This is a genomic window from Streptomyces griseus, from assembly GCF_900460065.1.
In the GTDB taxonomy this organism is placed as follows: Bacteria; Actinomycetota; Actinomycetes; order Streptomycetales; family Streptomycetaceae; genus Streptomyces; species Streptomyces griseus.
The window spans coordinates 81,404-103,361 of the sequence record NZ_UAVD01000002.1; the positions used below are offsets into that span (position 1 = coordinate 81,404).

Sequence of the window (21,958 nt, forward strand, 5' to 3'; positions counted from 1 at the left end):
CTGGTCCGCCGAGCTGTCCCGCTGGTCAGGACCTAGCACTCGATGATGTTCACCGCGAGCCCGCCCCGCGCCGTCTCCTTGTACTTCACGCTCATGTCGGCCCCGGTCTCCTTCATGGTCTTGATGACCTTGTCGAGGGAGACCTTGTGGCTGCCGTCGCCCCGCAGCGCCATCCGCGCCGCGGTGACCGCCTTCACCGCCGCCATGCCGTTGCGCTCGATGCAGGGGATCTGGACGAGGCCGCCGACCGGGTCGCAGGTCAGGCCGAGGTTGTGCTCCATGCCGATCTCCGCGGCGTTCTCCACCTGCTCGGGGGAGCCGCCGAGGACCTCGGCCAGGGCTCCGGCCGCCATCGAGCAGGCGGAGCCGACCTCGCCCTGGCAGCCGACCTCGGCGCCGGAGATCGAGGCGTTCTCCTTGAACAGCATGCCGATCGCGCCCGCGGCGAGGAGGAAGCGCACGACGCTGTCCTCCTTCTCGCTCTCGGTGCAGCCGCCGGCCGCGAAGTTCATGTAGTAGTGCAGGACGGCGGGGATGATGCCCGCCGCACCGTTGGTGGGGGCGGTGACCACGCGGCCGCCCGCCGCGTTCTCCTCGTTGACCGCCATCGCGTAGAGGGTGATCCACTCCATCGCGTGGGCCTGCGGGTCGCCCTCGGCGCGGAGCTGGCGGGCCGAGTTCGCGGCGCGGCGGCGGACCTTGAGGCCGCCGGGGAGGATGCCCTCGCGGGACATACCGCGCGAGACGCAGGCCTGCATGACGCGCCAGATGTCCAGCAGCCCGGAGCGGATCTCCGCCTCGGTGCGCCAGGCCAGCTCGTTCTCCAGCATCATCGAGGAGATGGACAGGCCGGTCTCGCGGGAGAGCCGCAGCAGTTCGTCGCCGGTGCGGAAGGGGTGTTTGAGGACCGTGTCGTCCGGGACGATCGGGTTCTCCCCGGCCACCGCGTCCTCGTCGACGACGAAGCCGCCGCCGACCGAGTAGTACGTCTTCTCCAGGAGCGGGGCGCCCTCGGTGTCGTACGCGAGGATCGTCATGCCGTTGGCGTGGTACGGGAGCGCCTTGCGGCGGTGCAGGACCAGGTCGTCGTCGAAGGCGAACGGGATCTCGTGCATGCCCAGCAGGCTGATCCGGCCGCTGGAGCGGATCTCCTCCACACGGGTGTCGGCGTTCTCCACGTCGACCGTCTGCGGCGACTCGCCCTCCAGGCCGAGCAGGACCGCCTTGGGCGTGCCGTGCCCGTGGCCGGTCGCGCCGAGGGAACCGTAGAGCTCGGCCCGTATCGAGGCGGTGTGCGCGAGCAGGCCCTCGTTCTTGAGGCGGCGCGCGAACATCCGGGCGGCGCGCATCGGGCCCACCGTGTGGGAGCTGGACGGGCCGATGCCGACCGAGAAGAGGTCGAAGACCGAGATGGCCACGGGAGTACTCCTTGGGGTTGGAAGACGCCGTTGTCTGCCTGGGTGGTGCGGGAACGGGCCGGGTACGGGAGCGGGCCGGGGTGGGGCCCGCGGGTCGGGCGGTGGAGCGGGTCGGGCGGGTCAAGCGGGGCAAGCGGGGCGAAAGGCTGCGCGGGGGACACGGGTCGGGGCACCGCGCTCACTTGTGTCCAGTGTGCGCGGTGCCCCGTCCGGATGCGCGGAACCGCAGGCCAGGTGCTACTTCAGGCCGGGGTACAGCGGGAACTTCTCGGCCAGCGCGACCACGCGGGCCTTGAGGTCGTCCGCGTCGTAGGACGGCTTGAGGGCGGCGGCGATGATCTCCGCGACCTCCGTGAAGTCCTCGGCGCCGAAGCCGCGGGTGGCCAGCGCCGGGGTGCCGATCCGCAGGCCCGAGGTGACCATCGGGGGGCGCGGGTCGTTCGGGATGGCGTTCCGGTTGACCGTGATGCCCAGCTCGTGGAGCCGGTCCTCGGCCTGCTGGCCGTCCAGCTCCGAGTTGCGCAGGTCGACCAGGACCAGGTGCACGTCGGTGCCGCCGGAGAGGACGGAGACGCCCACCTCGGTGACGTCCGGCTGGACCAGGCGCTCGGCCAGGATCCGGGCGCCGTCCAGGGTGCGCTGCTGGCGCTCCTTGAACTCCTCGCCCGCCGCGATCTTGAACGAGACCGCCTTGGCCGCGATCACGTGCTCCAGCGGGCCGCCCTGCTGACCCGGGAAGACCGCGGAGTTGATCTTCTTGGCGAGTTCCTGGGTGGAGAGGATCACGCCGCCGCGCGGACCGCCGAGGGTCTTGTGCGTGGTGGTGGTGACGACATGGGCGTGCGGCACCGGGTTGGGGTGCAGACCGGCCGCGACCAGGCCCGCGAAGTGCGCCATGTCGACCATCAGGTACGCGCCGACCTCGTCCGCGATCCGGCGGAAGGCGGCGAAGTCCAGCTGGCGGGGGTAGGCGGACCAGCCGGCCACGATCAGCTTCGGCTGGGACTCCTTGGCGAGGCGCTCGACCTCCTCCATGTCCACGACGCCGCTCTCGTCGACGTGGTACGGGACCACGTTGTAGAGCTTGCCGGAGAAGTTGATCTTCATGCCGTGGGTCAGGTGACCGCCGTGGGCCAGGTTCAGACCCATGATCGTGTCGCCCGGCTTCAGCAGCGCGAACATCGCGGCGGCGTTCGCCTGGGCCCCGGAGTGCGGCTGCACGTTCGCGGCCTCGGCGCCGAACAGGGCCTTGATCCGGTCGATCGCGATCTGCTCGACGACGTCGACGTGCTCACAGCCGCCGTAGTAGCGGCGGCCCGGGTAGCCCTCGGCGTACTTGTTGGTGAGGACGGAGCCCTGCGCCTCCATGACGGCGACCGGAGCGAAGTTCTCCGAGGCGATCATTTCGAGGGTGGACTGCTGACGGTGGAGCTCGGCGTCGACGGCGGCGGCGACGTCCGGGTCCAGCTCGTGGAGGGAGGAGTTCAGAAGCGACATCAGGGGGTCCCTTAAGGTCTCAGTTGCCGGAGAACGCGGTGTACTCGTCGGCGGAGAGCAGGTCGGCCGGCTCCTCCGCGACGCGCACCTTGAACAGCCAGCCGCCCTCGAAGGGAGCGGAGTTCACCAGCGAGGGGTCGTCCACGACGTCCTGGTTGGCCGCCGTCACCTCTCCGGTCACCGGCGAGTACAGATCGCTGACGGACTTGGTCGACTCCAGCTCACCGCAGGTCTCGCCCGCGGTCACCGTGTCGCCGACCTCCGGAAGCTGGGCGTAGACGACGTCACCGAGCGCGTTGGCCGCGTACTCCGTGATGCCGATCGTGGCCACGCCGTCCTCGAGGGCCGACAGCCACTCGTGCTCCTTGCTGTACCGCAGCTGCTGGGGGTTGCTCATGACCTGAATTCTCCTGTACGCGGGGGAGTGCTGATGAACGGTGGTCTTACGGTGTGAGACGGAGGTACGTCACTTCCGTGACGTCCGCGCGCGGTGCGAAGGCCCGGGTTCTCCCGGGACGTCACTTCTGGCGCTTGTAGAACGGCAGTGCGACGACCTCGTACGGCTCGTGCGTGCCGCGGATGTCCACGCCCACGCCCTCGGTGCCCGGCGCGGCGAAGGCCGCGTCCACGTAGGCCATGGCGATCGGCCTGCCCAGGGTCGGGGACGGGGCGCCGGAGGTGACCTCGCCGATCACCTTGCCGTCGGCGACGACCGCGAAACCGGCACGCGGCACCCGGCGTCCCTCGGCGATCAGGCCCACCAGCTTGCGCGGCGGAGCGGTCTCGGCGCGTTCGGCGGCGGCGGTCAGCGCCGCGCGCCCGACGAAGTCGCCCTCCTTCTCGAACTTCACGACCCGGCCCAGACCCGCGTCGAACGGGGTGAGCGCGGTCGTCAGCTCGTGCCCGTACAGCGGCATGCCCGCCTCCAGGCGCAGCGTGTCCCGGCAGGAGAGCCCGCACGGGATCAGACCGTGCGGGGCGCCGGCCTCGGTCAGCGCCCGCCACAGCTGCTCGGCGTGCTCGGGCGCCACGAACAGCTCGAAGCCGTCCTCGCCGGTGTAGCCGGTGCGGGCGATGAGCGCCGGGACCCCGGCGACGGTGCCCGGCAGGCCCGCGTAGTACTTCAGCCCGTCCAGGTCGGCGTCGGTGACGGCCTTCATGATGGCGGGGGACTCGGGGCCCTGGACGGCGAGCAGCGCGTAGGCGTCCCGGTCGTCGCGCACCTCGGCGTCGAAGCCGCTGACGCGCTCGGTGAGGGCGTCCAGCACGATCTGGGCGTTGCCCGCGTTGGCGACGACCATGTACTCGCTCTCGCCCAGGCGGTAGACGATCAGGTCGTCCACGATCCCGCCGTCCTCCCGGACGATCATCGTGTAGCGGGCGCGGCCGTTGCCGACGGTGGCGATGTTGCCCACCAGTGCGTAGCTCAGGAAGGCGGCGGCCTCCGGGCCGGTGACGGTGATCTCGCCCATGTGCGACAGGTCGAAGAGGCCGGCCCGGGTGCGTACGGCGTTGTGCTCGTCGCGCTCACTGGCGTACCGCAGGGGCATGTCCCAGCCCGCGAAGTCGGTCATGGTGGCGCCGAGCGAGCGATGCAGGGTGTCGAGGGCGGTGAGACGGGGGGCAGTGCTCATGGATACGGCTCCAGGGCATGACGACGTCAGGACGAATCCTCCCCATCTGTCATCGGAACCTGAGAGGTTCGCCGATAGCCCCCGACGGGGTATGCCCCTGGAGGGCGCCCCGGATCAGGGGGCTCGGCTTGCACCTTGGGTGGAGCCGTGGAACGGCTCGCTTTTCAGATCTGCCTCATCCGCGCGGTACGGGGCCTGAGAGATTCAAGGGAGGATCTTGCTCCTTCGGCGCCCGGCTCACAGTGTGGCCGGAACTCTCCCGCGCGGATTCGAACGGCCGGTATGCAGTTGGCGGGGTCATCATCGCATGCCTCGGGGGAGAGTGGGGGGTCCGGTCCCCATGCAGGTGAACACGGCTGGGAAAGGACCGGGAGCGGTTGTGCCCCATTGCCTTTTCTTTACACTTCAGGAGCAGGCGTGGGGGACACGACGGCAGGGGGATGGGCGATGACGTTGCAGCGGTCGGCACCGACCGCGGGGGTCGCGCACGGCGCGATGCCCGCACAGCCCGGCGCTCCCGTGCGGGAGCTGCTGACGGAGGGCGCACCGGTCGTACGCGACCTGCGCGGGCGCGCCGGCCGCGCCCCGTACAGCCTCGACCTCACCGCCGGTGACGTCGTCGTGGTCTCCGGGCTCCCCGGCAGCGGGAAGTCGACGCTCATCCGGCGGGCCGTGCGGGGCCGCGCCATCGACTCCCAGAACACCCGGGACAGCTGGGCCGCCGCCCTGCCCGGTTTACTGCCCTACGCCCTCTACCGCCCCCTGGTCCGCGCGGCGCACTACCTCGGCCTCTGGAAGGCCCTGCGCTCCGGTGAGTCCGTGGTCGTGCACGACTGCGGCACGCAGACCTGGGTACGGCGCTGGCTCGCCCGGCACGCCGTGAGCCGGGGCCGCACCCTGCACCTCGTCCTGCTCGACGTGACGCCCGAGGTGGCGCGCCAGGGGCAGCGCGAGCGCGGGCGCGGCGTCTCCGGCTACGCCTTCGCCCGCCACCGGCACGCGGTCGCCCGGCTGCTCCGCGACACCGAACAGGGACTGCTGCCCGCCGGCTGCACCTCCGCGGTGCTGCTGGACCGCGAGGCCGCGGGAGCGCTCGGCCGGATCTCCTTCACGGCCGACGGGGCTCCCCCCGCCCGCTGACCGTTAAGGTGCTGGCCGGAGCAGCGGCCGCCGGGTGCGGCCGAGGCGGTGGAGAGAGGGCACAGAGGCAGTGGACATTCCGGCACCCGCACCGGCACACCCCCAGCAGGGGTGGCCCGCCAACGAGCTCGAAGAGGTGCTGACGGCCTCGCTCGGCGTCCCCGACGCGGGCGGTCGCCTGGTCGAGGTGCTCGGCCGCAGCTCCGTCTGGGTGCCGCTGCCGAACGGCGGCACCCCCGCCAGCGCGGACCTCGACCTGCCGATGATGGAGATCGGCGGGGCGGCCTTCGTCCCCGTCTTCAGCTCCGAGGCCCAGTTCCTCAGCTGCGTCGGCAGCCACATGTCCTTCACCGTCGCGCCCGCCCGCGACTTCGCCCGGGGCCTGCCCCCCCAGGTCGGCATCGCCGTGAATCCGGGCGGCGCGGTCGGCATACCGCTTCCGCCGCCCGCCGTCGCCGAGCTCTGCCGGGCCGGCCGCACCGCCCTGGACGGGCCCGCCACCGGCGGCCGGGTCCGGCTGTTCGAGCCGGACTGGCAGCACGACCCGGTCGACTTCCTCGCCGCCGTCTCCGAGGAGTTCGAGGCCACCGGAGTCGTGAGCACCGCACGCCGGGCGCTGGCCAGCATCGAGGGCGGCGACCCGGTCCTCTTCGTCGGCGTCGAGTTCGCCGGCTGGGACGGCGCGGGACAGAGCGCGCCCATGGACGCCATCGGCCGCGCGCTCGGCCGGGTCCAGGTGCCCTGGCCGGTCAACCTGGTCCTGCTGGACGTGGCGGAGGACCTCGTCGGCGACTGGATGCGGGAGAAGGTGCGCCCGTTCTACCGGCGCGAGGGCCACTGACCCACCGCCGCGGGGGCGCCTGAGAGCCACGGGACCGGTCACCGCCGGACCGGGACGTCAAGTCGGTGCCAGAATCGGCGCATAAGCTGGTTTGATGGCGTGGTCGCTCCCGTGTGCCCGGGGGCGGTGGCGCGAAAGCGACGGATCGACGAGGGGCGGAACCCAGAGTGAGTGCGTCAGGCACCGCGGCGGCCAGTGGGGCCTTCCCCGATCGGGCGGAGTCGAGTGCCTCGGGGAAGGTCGAGCACCTGCTGCGCCAGGTGACGCCGGGGCGTTACGACGCCTACGAGGCGCTGCTCGCCGCGGTCGCCGAGGGCCGGGTCTGGATGCTGCTCTGGCACGGCACGGCCGGCTCACCGGACGCCCAGTACGGGAACATGGAGATCGACGGCCTGGGCTACGCCCCCTGCGTCACCTCCGCCCAGGAGCTCTCCGCCAGTGGCTGGAACCGGGCCCACGAGCTGGTCACCGGACGCGACATCGCCCGCGCCCTGTTCCCCGACCGCTGGGGCATCTGGCTCAATCCGCACGCCCCGGGCGGCGGCGTCGGCATCCCCTGGCTCGACCTGCGGCGCGTCGCCACCGGCCTGGACCGGCTGCCCGCCGGACCGCTCCGGCTCTCCGAACCCGCCATCGAGCTCCCGCAGTTCTACGCCCTGCTCACCCAGAACGCCCACCGCACCCCGGCGATCCGCTCCCTGCGCCGCGCCTGGGTGCACCCCGCGGTCGGCGTCCCGTATCTCGCGATCGGCCTCGACCTCTACGACACCGGCCGAGCCTCCGTCGAATCGGTGCGGGAGATGATGCGGCAGTCGGTCGGCGCGGTCCCCGAGGGGCTGCCGGTCTCCACCGTCGCCCTGTCGGACGAGTACGACCCGGTCGGCATGTGGCTGCGTGCGAACGCCCGCCCGTTCTACGACCGCGAGGCGCACGCCCCCGCCGGTCCGCCGCCCCTCGCGGCCCCCGGCTACGGATACCCGCCCCAGCCCCGCTGATCCGCGCCGACCCGGCACGGCGCCTTTCGTCCGGATCGTGCCGGGCGCGCTGGGCCCCGCCATGGCCCCGGCCGAGGGTCCATGGTCACCCTCCGTCGAACACCCCTTGATGTCCGGCTTGTTAACCGCCCGCGTGAGGATGTCCCGGAACTGGACGGTTTGTTAACTGTCCGGGTCTCGACTAGGTCTCACCGCTATCCGGACTGTTCTCTTGCGGCGGGCACCGTCTGTAGTGTGCGGCCATCAAACCTCACCACATGGCGAACCAGGGGTGGACCCATGCGAATATTCAAGTCCCGGGCTGCCCGGGCGGTCACGACGGCGGTCGCCGTCGCTCTGATCGCCACGGGCTGTTCCAGCGAGCGGGACGAGGGCGGCTCCAAGGGGGGCGACAAGGACACCTTCGTCTTCGCCGGAGCCGGTGACCCCGGTTCCCTCGACCCGGCCCTCGCGAGCGACGGCGAGACGTTCCGCGTCACCCGTCAGGCCTTCGAGGCGCTCCTGGAGCACGAGCCCGGCGGCAGCAAGCTCGTCGGCGGTCTCGCCGAGAAGTGGGAGAGCGACCCGGCCGGCAAGGTCTGGACGTTCAACCTGCGCCAGAACGTCAAGTTCCACGACGGCGAGGCGTTCAACGCCGCCGCGGTCTGCGCGAACTACGACCACTGGTTCAACTGGAAGGGCACGTACCAGTCCAGCGCGGTCTCCTACTACTGGCAGACCATCATGGGCGGGTTCGCGAAGAACGAGGACGCCGAGGCGCCCAAGCCCAACTACAAGTCCTGCACCGCCAAGGACGAGAACACGGCCGTCATCGAGGTGAACGAGCCCTCGGCGAACCTGCCGGGCGGATTCTCCCTCCAGGCGCTGGCGATCCACTCGCCGAAGGCCATCAAGGAGTACGAGAAGCAGGACGCGACCGCCAAGGGCGACGCGATCACGTACCCCAAGTACAGCCAGGAGGCCGGCACGGTCGCCGGCACCGGCCCGTACAAGATCACGAAGTGGAACAAGGGGAACAAGGAAGTCTCCCTGGAGCGCTTCGACGACTACTGGGGCGACAAGGCCAAGGTGAAGAACCTGGTCTTCCGCACCATCTCCACCGAGGAGACCCGCCGCCAGGCGCTCCAGGCGGGTGACATCGACGGCTACGACCTGGTCGCGCCGGCCGATGTGACGACCCTGGAGAAGGAGGGTTACGAGGTCCCGACCCGTGACGTCTTCAACATCTTCTACCTCGGCATGAGCCAGTCGGCGAACCCGGCGCTGAAGAAGCCCGAGGTCCGTCAGGCGATCACGCACGCCATCGACCGCGAGAACCTCGTCAACACCCAGCTGCCCGAGGGCGGCAAGGTCGCGACCCAGTTCATGCCCGACACGGTCGCCGGCTACTCGGACAAGGTGAAGACGTACCCGTTCGACACCGCCAAGGCGAAGGACCTCCTCAAGCAGGCCGGCGAGGAGAAGCTCTCCATCGACTTCTGCTACCCGACCGAGGTCACCCGCCCGTACATGCCTGCCCCGCAGGACATGTTCGAGCTGATGAAGGCCGACCTGGAGAAGGCCGGCATCACCATCAAGCCGAAGGCCATGAAGTGGGCCCCGGACTACCTCGACGCCACCGAGGCGGGCTCCTGCGCCCTGCACATGCTCGGCTGGACCGGTGACTTCAACGACGGCTACAACTTCATCGGCACCTGGTTCGCCGGACCGGACAAGCAGTGGGGCTTCAAGGACCAGAAGGTCTTCGACGCCGTGAACGCCGCCTCCAAGGTCACCGACCCGGCCGCCCGCACCGCCGCGTACCAGAAGGCCAACGAGGCGATCGCGGAGTACGTCCCGGGCGTGCCGATCTCGTCCTCGCCGCCGGCCATCGCGTTCGCCAAGAACGTCAACCCGCCGAAGGTCTCCCCGCTGACGCAGGAGAACTTCGCCGAGGTCTCCTTCAAGTAATCGCACACCAGCGGGTCCGCCCGGCCACAGCAACCAGGTGGCCGGGCGGACCCGCATCGACGCACGTGAGAAAGGGGCATGCGGGGTGCTGCGACTCGTCGTAAGAAGACTTCTCCAGCTCATTCCCACCCTGCTCGGCCTGTCGGTCCTGCTGTTCCTCTGGCTGAACCGACTGCCCGGCGGACCCGCCTCAGCGATCCTGGGCGAGCGGGCCACCGAAGCCGAAGTAGCGAGAATCAACCGGGCACTCGGGCTCGACGAGCCGGTCCACGTCCAGTACTGGCGGTTCCTCAAGCGCATCTTCGAGCTCGACCTCGGAACCTCCACCCAGACCGGCCAGCCGGTGTGGGACGAATTCACCCTGCGCTTCCCGGCCACCGTGGAGCTCAGCGTCGCCGCGATCCTGATCGCCGTGGTCGTGGGCATCCCGATGGGCTACCTGGCGGCCAAGCACCGCGGCGGCTGGCTGGACGTCGCCTCCGTCTCCGGATCGCTGCTCGGCATCTGCATCCCGGTCTTCTTCCTGGCCATGCTGCTGCGCGGGATCTTCTCCGTGGAGCTGGGCTGGTTCCCGAGCCAGGGCCGGCTCACCACCGGACTCAACGCCACCGACGTCACCGGATTCGCCGTCCTGGACGGCCTGTTGACCGGAGAGTTCGACGCGAGCTGGGACGCGATCATGCACTTGATCCTGCCCGCCGTCGCCCTGGCCTCGATCCCGCTGGCCGTCATCGTCCGGATGACCCGCGCCAGCGTCCTGGAGGTGCTCGGCGAGGACTACATCCGCACGGCCGAGTCCAAGGGCCTCGACAAGAAGACCGTGCGCGGTCGCCACGTACTGCGCAACGCCCTGCTGCCCGTGATCACCGCGGTCGGCCTGCTGACCGGCAGCCTGCTCTCCGGCGCGGTGCTCACCGAGTCCGTCTTCGACTTCGGCGGCATCGGCTCCTTCATCCGTACCGCGATCGACGGCCGCGACTACCCGGTCCTCGTCGGGTTCATTCTCTTCATCGCGATGGTGTACGTGCTGATCAACCTGCTGGTCGACCTCGCGTACAGCATCATCGACCCGAGAGTGCGGGTGCACTGACGTGACGATCCTGACCAACAAAGCAGACAAGATCGACCGTCTCGCCGAGCTGACGCAGAGCTCGGAGACCGTCGCCGGCAGCAGCCTGTGGCGCGAGGCGTTCCGCCGGATGCGGTCCAGCAAGATGGCGATCATCGGCGCGGCCATCATCGCCGCGTTCGTCCTCGTCGCGATCGTCGGACCGATGCTGGCCCCGCACGGGCCCACCGCGCAGAACTGGCGCAGTGAAGTCTTCCCCAACCAGGGCAAGTTCGTCGGCATGCGCGGCGAGAACTGGTTCGGCCTGGACCACCTGGGCCGCGACATGTTCTCCCGCTGGCTCGTCGGGGCCCGGCAGACGCTGCTCGTCGGTGTCGTCTCGATGCTCATCGGCCTGATCGTCGGCGCGCTCGTCGGTGTGCTCTCCGGAGCCGCCGCCACCCTCGGCGGCAAGGTCGGCCGACGCGTCGACACCGTGATCATGCGCTTCACCGACATCATGCTGTCGCTGCCCTCGCTGCTGCTCGCGGTCTCCATCGCCGCCGTGCTCGGCCAGTCGCTGACCACCGTGATGATCGCCGTGGGTGTCGTCCAGATCCCCATCTTCGCCCGCCTGCTGCGCGGTTCGATGCTGGTCCAGGGCGGCGCGGACTACGTGCTGGCCGCGAAGGCGGTCGGCATCCGGCGCAAGCGGATCGTGCTCACGCAGATCCTGCCCAACTCGCTCAGCCCGGTGATCGTCCAGGCCACGCTGAGCCTGGCCACCGCGATCATCGAGGCCGCGGCCCTGTCCTACCTGGGTCTCGGCAACCCCGACCCGGCCGTGCCCGAGTGGGGCGTGATGCTCTCCCAGGCGCAGCGCTTCTTCGACAACGAGCCGATGATGGCCGCCTATCCGGCCATCGGGATCATCATCACCGCCCTCGGCTTCACCCTGCTCGGCGAGTCCATGCGCGAGGCCCTCGACCCGAAGTTGCGAGGCTGAAGTCCCATGTCACTTCTCTCCGTTGAGGAACTCAGCGTCACCTTCACCGCTCGCGGCCGCAAGGACGCCACGGCCGTGGACGGTGTCTCCTTCGCCGTCGACCAGGGCCAGGTCGTGGGCCTGGTCGGCGAGTCGGGCTGCGGCAAGTCCGTCACCTCGCTCGCCCTGATGGGGCTGCTGCCCCGCAAGGGCGTGCGCGTCGGCGGCCGTGCCGAGTTCGACGGCCAGAACCTGCTGACCATGAACGAGCGCAAGCTCCGCGACATGCGCGGCAGCCAGCTGGCGATGATCTTCCAGGACCCGCTGTCCTCGCTGAACCCGGTCGTCCCGATCGGCGTCCAGGTCACCGAGATCCTCGAGCGCCACCGCGGGCTGAAGGGCGAGAAGGCCCGCAAGGAAGCCGCGTCGCTGCTCGACCGGGTCGGCATCCCCGACCCGGACCGGCGGCTCAAGGAGTATCCGCACCAGCTCTCCGGCGGTATGCGCCAGCGGGCGCTGATCGCCATGGCGGTCGCCTGCGCGCCCCGGCTGCTGATCGCCGACGAGCCGACGACGGCACTCGATGTGACCATCCAGGCGCAGATCCTGGAGCTCCTGAAGGAACTGGTCGACCAGGAGGGCACCGCCCTGCTGATGATCACGCACGACCTCGGCGTCGTCGCCGGCCTCTGCGACGAGGTCAACGTCCTGTACGCGGGACGGGCGGTGGAATCGGCGGGCCGCCGCGAGCTGTTCGCCCACCCCACCCACCCGTACGCGCACGGGCTGCTCGGCTCCATCCCGCGGCTGGACGCACCGCGCGGCGAGCCGCTCAACCCGATCCGCGGCTCCATCAACGACAAGATCGCCTGGGCCGACGGCTGCGCGTTCGCACCCCGGTGCGACCACTACACGATGGAGTGCCTCACCGGCACCCCCGAACTGACCGAACCACGCGCGGCCGGGCACCAGGTGCGCTGCGTCAACCCGGTCCTGCCCACAGCGGAGGTCCCGGCATGAGCCTTCTCGAACTGGACGACGTCAAAGTCCACTTCCCGGTCAAGAAGGGCCTCTTCTTCGACCGTACGGTGGGCCACGTCTACGCCGTCGACGGCGTCTCGCTGTCCATCGAGGCCGGTCAGACGTACGGCCTGGTCGGCGAGTCGGGCTGCGGCAAGACGACGCTCGGCCGGGCGGTCCTGCGGCTGAACGACATCACCGACGGCGGGGTCGTCTTCGACGGCACCGACCTGGCGAAGCTGCCGGGCGAGGAGATGCGGGCCTTCCGCCGCCGCCTCCAGATGGTCTTCCAGGACCCGCTGGGCAGCCTCAACCCCCGGCAGAACATCGAGTCGATCCTGTCCGAGGGCATGGCCGCCCACGGCATCGGCAAGGACCAGACGGAGCGCCGGGAGAAGATCAAGGCCATCCTCGCCAAGGTCGGCCTGCCGTCCAACGCGCTCTCCCGCTACCCGCACGAGTTCTCCGGCGGCCAGCGCCAGCGCATCGGCATCGCCCGCGCCCTGGTGCTGGAGCCGGACGTGATCATCTGCGACGAGCCGGTCTCCGCGCTCGACGTCTCGGTCCAGGCGCAGGTGATCAACCTGCTGGAGGAGCTCCAGGAGTCCCTGGGCCTGACCTACCTGGTGATCGCGCACGACCTCGCCGTGGTCCGGCACATCTCGGACGTCATCGGGGTGATGTACCTCGGCGGGCTCGTCGAGGAGGCCCCGAGCGACGCGCTGTACGCGGGGCCCCGGCACCCGTACACCAAGGCGCTGATGTCGGCGGTCCCGGTGCCCGACCCGGAGGTCGAGGACCGTCGCGAGCGGATCCTGCTCCACGGCGACCTGCCCTCCCCGGCGAACCCGCCGACCGGCTGCCGGTTCCACACCCGCTGCCCGTGGGTGCAGGAGACCAAGTGCGCCACGGAGCGCCCGCCGCTGCTGGACACCGGCGACGGGCACAAGGTGGCCTGCCACTTCACGGCCGAGATCGAGGCCGGGACGGTGAAGCAGACCCTGGCCACGGGCATCGAGGCGGTCACCGGCACGGAAACGGTGGCTGCCGAAGCGGTGGAGACCGCGGAGGGCGAGACCCCCGCCGGGAAGCCGGCGGCGGCCGGGGCCCCCGCCGAGGAGCCCGCGACCGTACCGGCCCAGGCCGACGCGGACGCCACCGAACAGACGGAGGGCAGCCCCAAGGCGTAGGACCGGCACAATTGCCCGGTGCTCACCGAACTGTTCACGCCCTCCGTCCAGCATGCGCTCGATCTCGTCGGGATCTTCGTCTTCGCGATCTCGGGCGCCCTGCTCGCCGTCCGCAAGAACTTCGATGTCTTCGGCATCGCGGTCCTCGCGGAGGTGACAGCGCTGGGCGGAGGGCTGTTCCGTGACGTGATGATCGGCGCGATCCCGCCCGCCGCCTTCACCGACCTCGGCTACTTCACCACCCCGCTCGTCGCCGCCGTCCTGGTCTTCTTCCTCCACCCGCACGTGGAGCGGATCCAGGTCGGCGTCAACGTCTTCGACGCGGCGGGGCTCGGCCTGTTCTGCGTGACCGGCACGGTCAAGGCGTACGAGTACGGCCTCGGGCTCACCGCGTCGGCGGCGCTGGGCCTGGCCACCGCGGTCGGCGGCGGTGTGCTGCGCGACGTGCTGGCCAACGAGGTGCCCTCCCTGCTGCGCTGGGACCGCGACCTGTACGCGGTGCCGGCGATCGTCGGCGCGACCATGGTCGTCCTGTGCATCCGCTTCGACACCCTGAACGCCCTGACCAGCGGTCTGGCGGTGATCGCCGCGTTCGTCCTGCGGCTGCTGGCACTGCGCTTCCACTGGCGGGCGCCCCGCGCGTACAACCGCTCCTCGGCGCGGGCCGAGGAGGGCTCGGCGGCCACCTAGGTCCTGCCGTCGGCGCGGTGATCCGGCTCTCAAAAAGCTACCGCTCAGTAGTGAGGTGCATGTACCGTGCATGCCATGGCACAGGCAGCGACTGAGGCGGCGCAGACCGCACCCGCAACCATCGGCGACAGCGAGTTCGACCGGGACACCGCGGTCACCCTGCGCGAGGAAGGCGTCTACGACGCCGAGCTCTCCGCGGGCTGGACCATCATCCACGCCGTCAACGGCGGCTACCTGCTGGCCCTGCTCGGGCGGGCCCTGGGCGAGGCGCTGCCCCACGCCGACCCGTTCTCCGTCTCCGCGCACTACCTCACCGCCTCCGTGCCCGGCCCCGCCGTGATCCGCACCCAGGTGGTCCGCGCCGGCCGCACCCTCTCCACCGGTCAGGCCTCCCTCTTCCAGTACGCCGAGGACGGCAGCGAGATCGAGCGCATCCGCGTCCTGGCCACCTACGGGGACCTGGACGCGCTCCCCGACGACGTCCGCACGACGGCCCTGCCGCCCGCCATGCCCGACCGGGACCACTGCCTCGGCCCGAGCGACGGCGCGCCCAAGATCCCCGGCAGCTCCGCCATCACCGACCGCCTGGACATCAAGCTGGACCCGGCGACCGTCGGCTGGGCCGTCGGAGCCCCGTCCGGCAAGGGCGAGATGCGCGGCTGGTTCGGCCTGGCCGACGGTCGCGACCCGGACGCGCTGTCGCTGCTGCTCACCGTGGACGCCCTGCCGCCGACCTCCTTCGAACTGGGCCTGACCGGCTGGACCCCCACCGTCGAGCTGACCACCCACATCCGCTGCCGCCCCGCCCCGGGCCCGCTCCGCGTCTCCATCACCACCCGCAACCTCGCGGGCGGCTTCCTGGAGGAGGACGCGGAGGTCTGGGACAGCGCCGACCGCCTCGTCGCCCAGTCCCGCCAGCTGGCCAAGGCCCCGCGCGCGGCCTGAGCCCGCGCCTCACTCCCAGGCGGCGGACTCCGGATCGACGCCGTGGGCCCCGGCGTTCGCCGCGATCACCTCGTACAGCCAGCCGCCGAGTCCCGGCGCGACCGCGTCGTAGTGCGCGACGTAGCCGGGATCGGTGACGAACGTCCGGCCGATGCAGACCTGCATGGCGTACGTGCAGTCGAAGTACGTCGAGATCTGCGCGCGGTGCCGCTCCGCGAGGGCGTCCGCAGCCCCGGACCCGGGCGCGACGCCCGCACGGTACGCGGCGGCGAGGTCGGCGGACAGGGCCTCGACGGCCGCCGCCACGCCCTCCCAGTCCTCGCGGTCCATCGCGGCGGCCCGCTCCGCGTACTGCGCCCACTGCGCCGTGCCGCCCCAGCGCTCCTCGGCCTCCTCGGTCCGGGCCGGCTCCCAGTCGGCCCCGAAGATCTCCACCTGCTCCTCGGGCGTCAGCCGGATCCCCGGCTTCGACTCCAGGAGCATGCGGTCCACCGCGCCCACCATCCGCTCCAGCCGGGAGATCCGCCCCGCGAGCTGCCCACGCTGCCGCCGCAGATGCTCGCGCGCGTCGACCTCCGGGTCGTCCAGGAGGCGCCCGATCGCGGCGAGCGGGAGACCGATCTCCCGGTAGACCAGGACCCGGTGGAGCCGGGCGACGTCGTCGTCCCCGTACACCCGGTAGCCGGCCCTCGTGCGGCCCCCCGGACGCACGAGCCCGATCGCGTCCCAGTGGTGCAGCGTCTTCACGCTGACCCCGACGAGGCCGGCGGTCCGCCCGACGGTCAGCCCCTCGGCGGGCGGTTCCCCGGGGCGCCGGTCCTCGTCGCTCATCGCTCCAGTCTCGCGCAACCGGTCACGCGCCGGTCGGCACACCGGCGTTCGCGAGGACCTCCCGGGCGGGCAGGGCGACGCTCGCGGCCGCGGTCAGCCCGGAGGCCGCGAGGTGGGCGTCGGCGAAACGCAGGCCGGCCGCGTACCCGGCGAAGTCCGGCAGCCCGACCGGCTCCTGGCCCAGGTGGAGTGCGGTGCGGTTGCCGAAGACGTACGGGGACAGGTTCCCCATGCCCGCGACGTCGATCCCGGCCGCCACCTTCGCGCAGGCGTCGTCCAGCTCCGCGCCGGACAACGAGGTCGCCCAGGGGCCCATGGCGTCCTCGCCCGCCAGCTCCCGCACGAAGGCCTCGGCCAGCCCTTCGGCCACGACCTGCTCGCCCACCGTGACCGCCGCCGGGTCCCAGTCCACGTTGGCGTAGCGGACGTTGTGGTGCAGCTCGTGGGCGGCGGCGTGCTCGATCTTGGCGAGCCCGGTCGCGGTGGGCCACATCATCAGCAGGATCGCGCCCGGGATGCCGCCGAGGCCGAAGTAGCCCTGGTTGAGGTGGATCATCGGGTCGTCCGGGTCGCCGAGCACCAGAACCACGTGCACGGTCCCGGCGGTCCGCGCACCGGGCGCCGCCGCGCCCAGGCGTTCCCGCGCGGCGGCGAGGGACTCCTCGATCCGCTGCCACACCCGGGCCTCCCGCATCCGTTCCAGGGCCGCCGGAAGGCGCGGGTCGTCCCGGTCGAGCGGGAACCCGCTGCCCGCACGGTGCTGCTCGACGAGGTCCCCGACCCCCACCGCGCCCATCACCTCCTGCAGCGGGGCGAGCATCTCGCGCAGGGCGTCGGGCCGTCGGGCGACGGGGCGGCGCAGGAGGTCGAGGTGGGCGGAGGCGGTGTCATGGACGACGATCTTCATACCGGGGGACCGTAGGGCCTCCTGTTACGGGAGGGTCAAGGGCGGTCAAGGACGGTCAGGGGTGGCCGGGGGCGGTCAGGGGCAGCCGAGGACGGTCGGCTTCCCCCGCGGTCACCCCTCGTCCAGCCAGTGCTCGCGGCCGATCGAGACCAGCCGCAGCCGACGCCGGGCCACCCGGACGACCTCCCGCTCGCCCGCCGGGCCCGCCTCCAGCAGGGCCGACGCGGTGATCACCATGTGGTCCACATAGAGGCCGCCCAGCATCAACAGGTCCTCCGTGCTCCACCCGGCCGACGCCGGCTCCTCGCGCAGCGCGAGCGCCACCTCCTCGGCGAACCGCCGCAGTTGCGCGGCGATGGCCACGCGCACCGGTCCCACTCCGCCGTGCTGTTCCCGCGCGATGAACCGGAAGTGCGCCGGCTGTGCGCCGACATGACTCGCTATCACCCGCACGCTGCGGTCGAGGCGTTCCTCGCTGTCGCCCGTCTCCGCGAGCACCGCGGCGATCAGCCCGTGCAGACTGCCCAGGGTCTCCTCGACCAGGGCGACGCCGAGCGCCGCGGTGTCCTCGAAGTGCCGGTAGAAGGCGGTCGGGGTCACCCCGGCGGCCCGGGTGACCTCCCGCAGGCCCAGGCTGCTCAGGCTCTGGTGCTCCAGCAGGACGAGCGCCGCGTCCAGGAGGGACTGGCGCGTCCTGAGCTTCTGGGTCCGGCGGACTCCGGTGGGCGTGTGACTCATGCCATTCAGTAAACAACCGTTCTCCGGAGTGAGGAAGAGGACCGGGGTTTAGACTTGGCGGTCAGTGAACACTCGTACTCCGAACGGCTTTCCCCGTGACCGCCGAACGGTATGCGTCGTCGCACAGAGAGGTTCCACCGTGCTCGTCCTCGTCGCCGCGCTGCTTCTGCTGGGCATCGTCCTCGGGACGGTCGCCCACATCCCGTTGCCCCTCTCCCTGGCCGCCGCGACCGTGATCGGCTGCTGGCTGCTGATCTTCGCCGTGCGCGAGCGCGCGGCGCGCCGCACCCGCTGACCGGGCCGCCGCACCCGCACCCCACACCCGCACCCGCCGAGCCTGCCGTGTCCCGGACCGATCCGAAGGAGCTCGCACCATGACCCTCACCGACTTCCCCCGCCGCGTGACCGCCACGGACTCCGATGCCGATGCGGGCAGCCGAGTGGGCGGCGGGGCCGCCACCGGCGCCGAGGCCGCCGTCGCCTCCGTCCCCGCCGAGGATGCGGGCGCGCCCGCTCCCCGGGCCGCGGGCCGGGAGGCGGACGGTCTGGCCGTCGCCTCGTTCGTCCTCGGCCTTCTCGGGCTGCTGGTCTTCAACATCCTGCTCGGGCCCGCCGCGATCGTGATGGCGCTGCTGGCCCTGGCCCGCCGCACCGGCCGCCCGGGACGCGCCCGGCTGGGTCTCGCCCTGGGCGTCGCCGACCTCGCCGTGCTCGCGGCCCTGGTCGCCGCCAACGGCACGGTCTCCTGGAATCTCGGCGGCTGACGCGCCCGCCGACGCGGTCCCGCGAGCGTTTCCCCGTACCGGATCGGGCTCCGGGCGGGGCTTCCGGCGGGCCTCGGGACCGGTCCGCCCGCACCTGCCGCCCGCCGCCCGCGGGCGTGCGCGGGGGCCGGGCCGTGACGCGCCCGGCATGCGCCCCACCGCGGGCTCGTAGAATCGGCCCCACCATGGCTTACCTCGACCACGCCGCGACCACCCCGATGCTTCCCGAAGCGATCGAGGCGATGACCGCCCAGCTCTCCGTCACCGGCAACGCGTCCTCACTGCACGCCGCCGGACGCCGGGCCCGCCGTACCGTCGAGGAGTCCAGAGAAGCCCTCGCCGACGCCCTCGGCGCACGTCCCAGCGAGGTGGTCCTCACCTCCGGAGGCACCGAGGCCGACAACCTCGCCGTGAAGGGCCTCTACTGGTCCCGGCGCGACGCCGACCCCCGCCGCACCCGGGTCCTCGCCGGCCCCGTCGAACACCACGCGGTCCTGGACGCCGTCGACTGGCTCGCCGAGCACGAGGGCGCGACCGTCGACTACCTCCCGGTCGACCGCCACGGCCGGGTCCACCCCGAAGACCTGCGCGAGGCGATCCTCCGCGACCCCGACGACGTCGCGATGATCACGGTCATGTGGGCCAACAACGAGATCGGCACCATCATGCCGGTCCGCGAACTGGCCTCGGTCGCGGCCGAGTTCTCCATCCCCATGCACGCCGACGCGGTCCAGGCCTTCGGTCAGCTGGAGGTCGACTTCGCCCGCTCCGGACTGGCCGCGATGACGGTCAGCGGGCACAAGATCGGCGGCCCGTTCGGCATCGGCGCACTGCTGCTGGGCCGCGATCACACCCCCGTACCCGTCCTGCACGGCGGCGGCCAGGAGCGGCACGTGCGCTCCGGCACCCTGGACGTCCCCGCCGTCGCCTCCTTCGCGGTCGCCGGACGGCTCGCGGCCGAGCGGCGCGAGGAGTTCGCCCGGCGCGTCGGCTCCCTGCGCGACGAACTGGTGACCGCCGTACGCCTGGCCGTGCCGGACGCCGTGCTCGGCGGCGACCCGGACCCGGCCGGCCGGCTGCCCGCCAACGCCCACTTCAGCTTCCCGGGCTGCGAGGGCGACTCCCTCCTCCTGCTCCTGGACGCCCAGGGCATCGAATGCTCCACCGGCTCCGCCTGCACCGCCGGGATCGCCCAGCCCAGCCACGTCCTGCTCGCCACCGGCACCGATCCGGAACTGGCCCGCGGCACCCTGCGCTTCTCGCTCGGCCACACCTCGACCGAGGACGACGTGAAGGCCCTCGCCGAGGCGATCGGACCGGCGGTGGAGCGGGCGAGGACGGCCGGGCTCAGCTGAGGCCCGGCCGAGGGCGGGAGACCGCCGGGGAAGCCGCCGCTACGCCTTCGCCGACGGCGTGGGGGAGGGGCCGGGCGGCGCCGTCGCGGCCCGCCGCACCAACTCCATGTACCGGTCCCAGTCCCAGTGCGGACCCGGGTCCGTGTGGTCCGTGCCGGGCACCTCCACGTGCCCGATGATGTGCTCCCGGTCGACGGGTATGCCGTGCCGCGCGCAGATCGACGCCGTGAGCCGCGCCGAGGACGCGTACATCGCCTTCGTGAGGTCCTTCGGCCGGTCCACGAACCCCTCGTGCTCGATGCCGACGGCCCGCTCGTTGTACGCGCGGTTGCCCGCCTGGTACGCCACGTCCAGCTCGCGGATCATCTGGACCACCCGCCCGTCCTGCCCCACGATGTAGTGCGTCGCGGCCTGGTGGGCCGGGTCCTGGAACACCTTCACCGCACTGGCGAAACTGCCCTGGGTGACATGGATGATCACCCGGTCGACGGGGAAGTCGTCCGGCCGGTCCGCCCGCCGCCAGTTCGCCTCCGAGGCGGCCACCCAGGTCGCGCCCGGGTAGTCCAGCTCGCCCGGCTTCCGGGGCTTCTCGACCCCGGGCACCTGCCACCACAGGCGCTTGAGCTCGTCGCGCGCGAGCACGGCGGCGGTCCCGGCGGCCGCCACCGTCCCCCCGCCGATCAGCAGTGCGCGCCGGCTGACGCCGTCCGCGGGCTTCTTCCGCGAAGACGAGCCCGAAGACTTTCCCGAAGGCTTTCGCGCACCCCGGGTGCTCCCGTTGTTCCCCATGTGATCGTCAACGCATATCCGCGAGCGTTCGGTTCCCGGCGACCCGTACCCTGGAGGAGCTATGACTCAGACTTCCCAGCGCCCCCTGCGTGTCCTCGCCGCGATGTCGGGCGGCGTGGACTCCGCCGTCGCCGCGGCCCGCGCCGCCGAGGCGGGCCACGACGTGACCGGTGTCCACCTCGCCCTGTCCGCGAACCCCCAGTCCTTCCGGACCGGGGCGCGCGGGTGTTGCACCATCGAGGACTCCCGGGACGCCCGCCGCGCGGCCGACGTCATCGGTATCCCGTTCTACGTCTGGGACCTGGCGGAACGCTTCCGCGAGGACGTGGTCGAGGACTTCGTCGCGGAGTACGAGGCCGGGCGCACCCCCAACCCCTGCCTGCGCTGCAACGAGAAGATCAAGTTCGCCGCGCTGCTCGACAAGGCCCTCGCCCTCGGCTTCGACGCCGTCTGCACCGGCCACTACGCCACCGTCGTCCTCGCCGAGGACGGCAGCCGCGAGCTGCACCGCGCCTCCGACATGGCCAAGGACCAGAGCTATGTGCTCGGCGTCCTGGACGAGAAGCAGCTCGCCCACGCCATGTTCCCGCTCGGCGACACCCTCACCACCAAGGACGAGATCCGCGCCGAGGCCGAGCGCCGGGGCCTGGCCGTCGCCAAGAAGCCCGACAGCCACGACATCTGCTTCATCGCCGACGGAGACACCCAGGGCTTCCTGGCGAACCGCCTCGGCGGCCCGGCCGAGGGCGACATCCTCGACGAGTCCGGTACGAAGCTGGGCACCCACGAGGGCGCGTTCGGCTTCACCATCGGCCAGCGCAAGGGCCTGAAGATCGGCCACCCGGCCCCCGACGGCAAGCCGCGCTACGTCCTCGACATCTCCCCGGTGAACAACACGGTCACCGTCGGCCCCGTCGAGGCCCTGGACGTCACCGCCCTGACCGCCATCAAGCCCCGCTGGTGCGGAACGCCCCCGTCCGGCCCGGGTACGTACACCGCCCAGCTCCGCGCCCACGGCGGCGAGAGCGAGGTCACCGCCGAACTGGTCGACGGCACCGAGCTGAACGTCACCTTCACCGAGCCGGTCCGGGGCGTCGCCCCCGGTCAGGCGGTCGTCCTGTACGACGGGACACGCGTGGTCGGCTCGGCCACCATCGCCACGACCGTCCGGCGCGAGCGGGTGGCGACGGGCGGCTGAGCCCGGGGCCTCCCTCCGCCACG

22 protein-coding genes and 1 riboswitch are annotated in these 21,958 nt (G+C 71.7%); of the genes, 14 read left to right on the forward strand and 8 right to left on the reverse strand.

Annotation, left to right across the window (positions count from 1 at the left end; all coding sequences use genetic code 11):
• Positions 1 to 32: 32 nt before the first annotated feature.
• The 4 genes from DTB53_RS00940 to gcvT all read right to left on the reverse strand — a co-directional run bounded on the left by DTB53_RS00940 (position 33) and on the right by gcvT (position 4,549).
• Complete coding sequence (locus DTB53_RS00940) at positions 33 to 1,418, reverse strand: L-serine ammonia-lyase (RefSeq protein ID WP_012378946.1); 1,386 nt, start codon at positions 1,416 to 1,418, stop codon at positions 33 to 35.
• A gap of 237 nt (positions 1,419 to 1,655) precedes the next feature.
• Positions 1,656 to 2,915 carry a serine hydroxymethyltransferase gene (gene glyA, locus DTB53_RS00945; RefSeq protein ID WP_003966122.1) on the reverse strand — a complete coding sequence of 420 codons (1,260 nt, stop codon included), beginning with the start codon at positions 2,913 to 2,915 and terminating at the stop codon, positions 1,656 to 1,658.
• Between the two features lie 19 nt (positions 2,916 to 2,934).
• A complete protein-coding gene (gene gcvH / locus DTB53_RS00950) occupies positions 2,935 to 3,312 on the reverse strand; it encodes a glycine cleavage system protein GcvH (RefSeq protein ID WP_010060008.1) in 378 nt (125 codons plus the stop codon).
• A gap of 121 nt (positions 3,313 to 3,433) precedes the next feature.
• On the reverse strand, positions 3,434 to 4,549 hold the full coding sequence (gene gcvT / locus DTB53_RS00955) for a glycine cleavage system aminomethyltransferase GcvT (protein WP_012378945.1): 1,116 nt from the start codon (positions 4,547 to 4,549) through the stop codon (positions 3,434 to 3,436).
• Positions 4,550 to 4,723: 174 nt separating this feature from the next.
• Positions 4,724 to 4,821, reverse strand: a riboswitch (glycine riboswitch).
• Positions 4,822 to 4,996: 175 nt separating this feature from the next.
• Between gcvT and DTB53_RS00960 the strand changes: the two genes are divergently transcribed.
• From DTB53_RS00960 to DTB53_RS01005, 10 genes are all read left to right on the forward strand, one after another.
• Positions 4,997 to 5,689 carry an AAA family ATPase gene (locus DTB53_RS00960; protein ID WP_003966119.1) on the forward strand — a complete coding sequence of 231 codons (693 nt, stop codon included), beginning with the start codon at positions 4,997 to 4,999 and terminating at the stop codon, positions 5,687 to 5,689.
• A gap of 70 nt (positions 5,690 to 5,759) precedes the next feature.
• On the forward strand, positions 5,760 to 6,530 hold the full coding sequence (locus DTB53_RS00965) for an enhanced serine sensitivity protein SseB (RefSeq protein ID WP_012378944.1): 771 nt from the start codon (positions 5,760 to 5,762) through the stop codon (positions 6,528 to 6,530).
• A gap of 167 nt (positions 6,531 to 6,697) precedes the next feature.
• On the forward strand, positions 6,698 to 7,525 hold the full coding sequence (locus DTB53_RS00970; RefSeq protein ID WP_030705585.1) for an enhanced serine sensitivity protein SseB C-terminal domain-containing protein: 828 nt from the start codon (positions 6,698 to 6,700) through the stop codon (positions 7,523 to 7,525).
• A 279-nt stretch (positions 7,526 to 7,804) separates the two neighbouring features.
• Positions 7,805 to 9,475, forward strand: coding sequence for an ABC transporter substrate-binding protein (locus DTB53_RS00975; RefSeq protein WP_003966116.1), 1,671 nt, complete (start codon positions 7,805 to 7,807; stop codon positions 9,473 to 9,475).
• A gap of 85 nt (positions 9,476 to 9,560) precedes the next feature.
• The gene (locus DTB53_RS00980; protein WP_003966115.1) at positions 9,561 to 10,565 is read left to right on the forward strand and encodes an ABC transporter permease; all 1,005 of its coding nucleotides are present in this window, start codon (positions 9,561 to 9,563) and stop codon (positions 10,563 to 10,565) included.
• Between the two features lies 1 nt (position 10,566).
• On the forward strand, positions 10,567 to 11,529 hold the full coding sequence (locus tag DTB53_RS00985) for an ABC transporter permease (RefSeq protein ID WP_003966114.1): 963 nt from the start codon (positions 10,567 to 10,569) through the stop codon (positions 11,527 to 11,529).
• A 6-nt stretch (positions 11,530 to 11,535) separates the two neighbouring features.
• A complete protein-coding gene (locus tag DTB53_RS00990; protein WP_003966113.1) occupies positions 11,536 to 12,528 on the forward strand; it encodes an ABC transporter ATP-binding protein in 993 nt (330 codons plus the stop codon).
• Positions 12,525 to 13,718, forward strand: coding sequence for an ABC transporter ATP-binding protein (locus DTB53_RS00995; RefSeq protein ID WP_012378941.1), 1,194 nt, complete (start codon positions 12,525 to 12,527; stop codon positions 13,716 to 13,718). The genes DTB53_RS00990 and DTB53_RS00995 overlap by 4 nt, the downstream gene beginning before the upstream one ends.
• An 18-nt stretch (positions 13,719 to 13,736) precedes the next feature.
• A complete protein-coding gene (locus DTB53_RS01000) occupies positions 13,737 to 14,408 on the forward strand; it encodes a trimeric intracellular cation channel family protein (RefSeq protein ID WP_003966111.1) in 672 nt (223 codons plus the stop codon).
• 75 nt (positions 14,409 to 14,483) lie between these two features.
• Positions 14,484 to 15,353: a thioesterase family protein gene (locus DTB53_RS01005; protein ID WP_172595236.1), complete on the forward strand. Its 870-nt coding sequence runs from the start codon at positions 14,484 to 14,486 to the stop codon at positions 15,351 to 15,353.
• Positions 15,354 to 15,362: 9 nt separating this feature from the next.
• Here DTB53_RS01005 and DTB53_RS01010 read toward each other — a convergent pair whose 3' ends face one another.
• The 3 genes from DTB53_RS01010 to DTB53_RS01020 form a co-directional block, all read right to left on the reverse strand.
• Entirely contained in the window at positions 15,363 to 16,184 is an 822-nt protein-coding gene (locus DTB53_RS01010) for a MerR family transcriptional regulator (protein WP_012378939.1), read from the reverse strand.
• Positions 16,185 to 16,206: 22 nt separating this feature from the next.
• Positions 16,207 to 17,091 carry a DUF2268 domain-containing putative Zn-dependent protease gene (locus DTB53_RS01015; RefSeq protein ID WP_012378938.1) on the reverse strand — a complete coding sequence of 295 codons (885 nt, stop codon included), beginning with the start codon at positions 17,089 to 17,091 and terminating at the stop codon, positions 16,207 to 16,209.
• A 111-nt stretch (positions 17,092 to 17,202) separates the two neighbouring features.
• The gene (locus tag DTB53_RS01020) at positions 17,203 to 17,829 is read right to left on the reverse strand and encodes a TetR family transcriptional regulator (RefSeq protein WP_003966107.1); all 627 of its coding nucleotides are present in this window, start codon (positions 17,827 to 17,829) and stop codon (positions 17,203 to 17,205) included.
• A gap of 139 nt (positions 17,830 to 17,968) precedes the next feature.
• Between DTB53_RS01020 and DTB53_RS36745 the strand changes: the two genes are divergently transcribed.
• The 3 genes from DTB53_RS36745 to DTB53_RS01030 all read left to right on the forward strand — a co-directional run bounded on the left by DTB53_RS36745 (position 17,969) and on the right by DTB53_RS01030 (position 19,948).
• Positions 17,969 to 18,124, forward strand: coding sequence for a hypothetical protein (locus DTB53_RS36745; RefSeq protein WP_003966106.1), 156 nt, complete (start codon positions 17,969 to 17,971; stop codon positions 18,122 to 18,124).
• A gap of 79 nt (positions 18,125 to 18,203) precedes the next feature.
• Entirely contained in the window at positions 18,204 to 18,593 is a 390-nt protein-coding gene (locus DTB53_RS01025) for a hypothetical protein (RefSeq protein ID WP_012378936.1), read from the forward strand.
• Between the two features lie 185 nt (positions 18,594 to 18,778).
• On the forward strand, positions 18,779 to 19,948 hold the full coding sequence (locus tag DTB53_RS01030; protein WP_003966104.1) for a cysteine desulfurase family protein: 1,170 nt from the start codon (positions 18,779 to 18,781) through the stop codon (positions 19,946 to 19,948).
• Positions 19,949 to 19,987: 39 nt separating this feature from the next.
• Here DTB53_RS01030 and DTB53_RS01035 read toward each other — a convergent pair whose 3' ends face one another.
• Positions 19,988 to 20,737 carry an N-acetylmuramoyl-L-alanine amidase gene (locus DTB53_RS01035; protein WP_003966103.1) on the reverse strand — a complete coding sequence of 250 codons (750 nt, stop codon included), beginning with the start codon at positions 20,735 to 20,737 and terminating at the stop codon, positions 19,988 to 19,990.
• 61 nt (positions 20,738 to 20,798) lie between these two features.
• On the opposite strand from DTB53_RS01035, the gene mnmA reads away from it, so the two are divergent.
• A complete protein-coding gene (gene mnmA, locus DTB53_RS01040) occupies positions 20,799 to 21,935 on the forward strand; it encodes a tRNA 2-thiouridine(34) synthase MnmA (RefSeq protein ID WP_003966102.1) in 1,137 nt (378 codons plus the stop codon).
• The last annotated feature ends 23 nt before the right edge of the window (positions 21,936 to 21,958 follow it).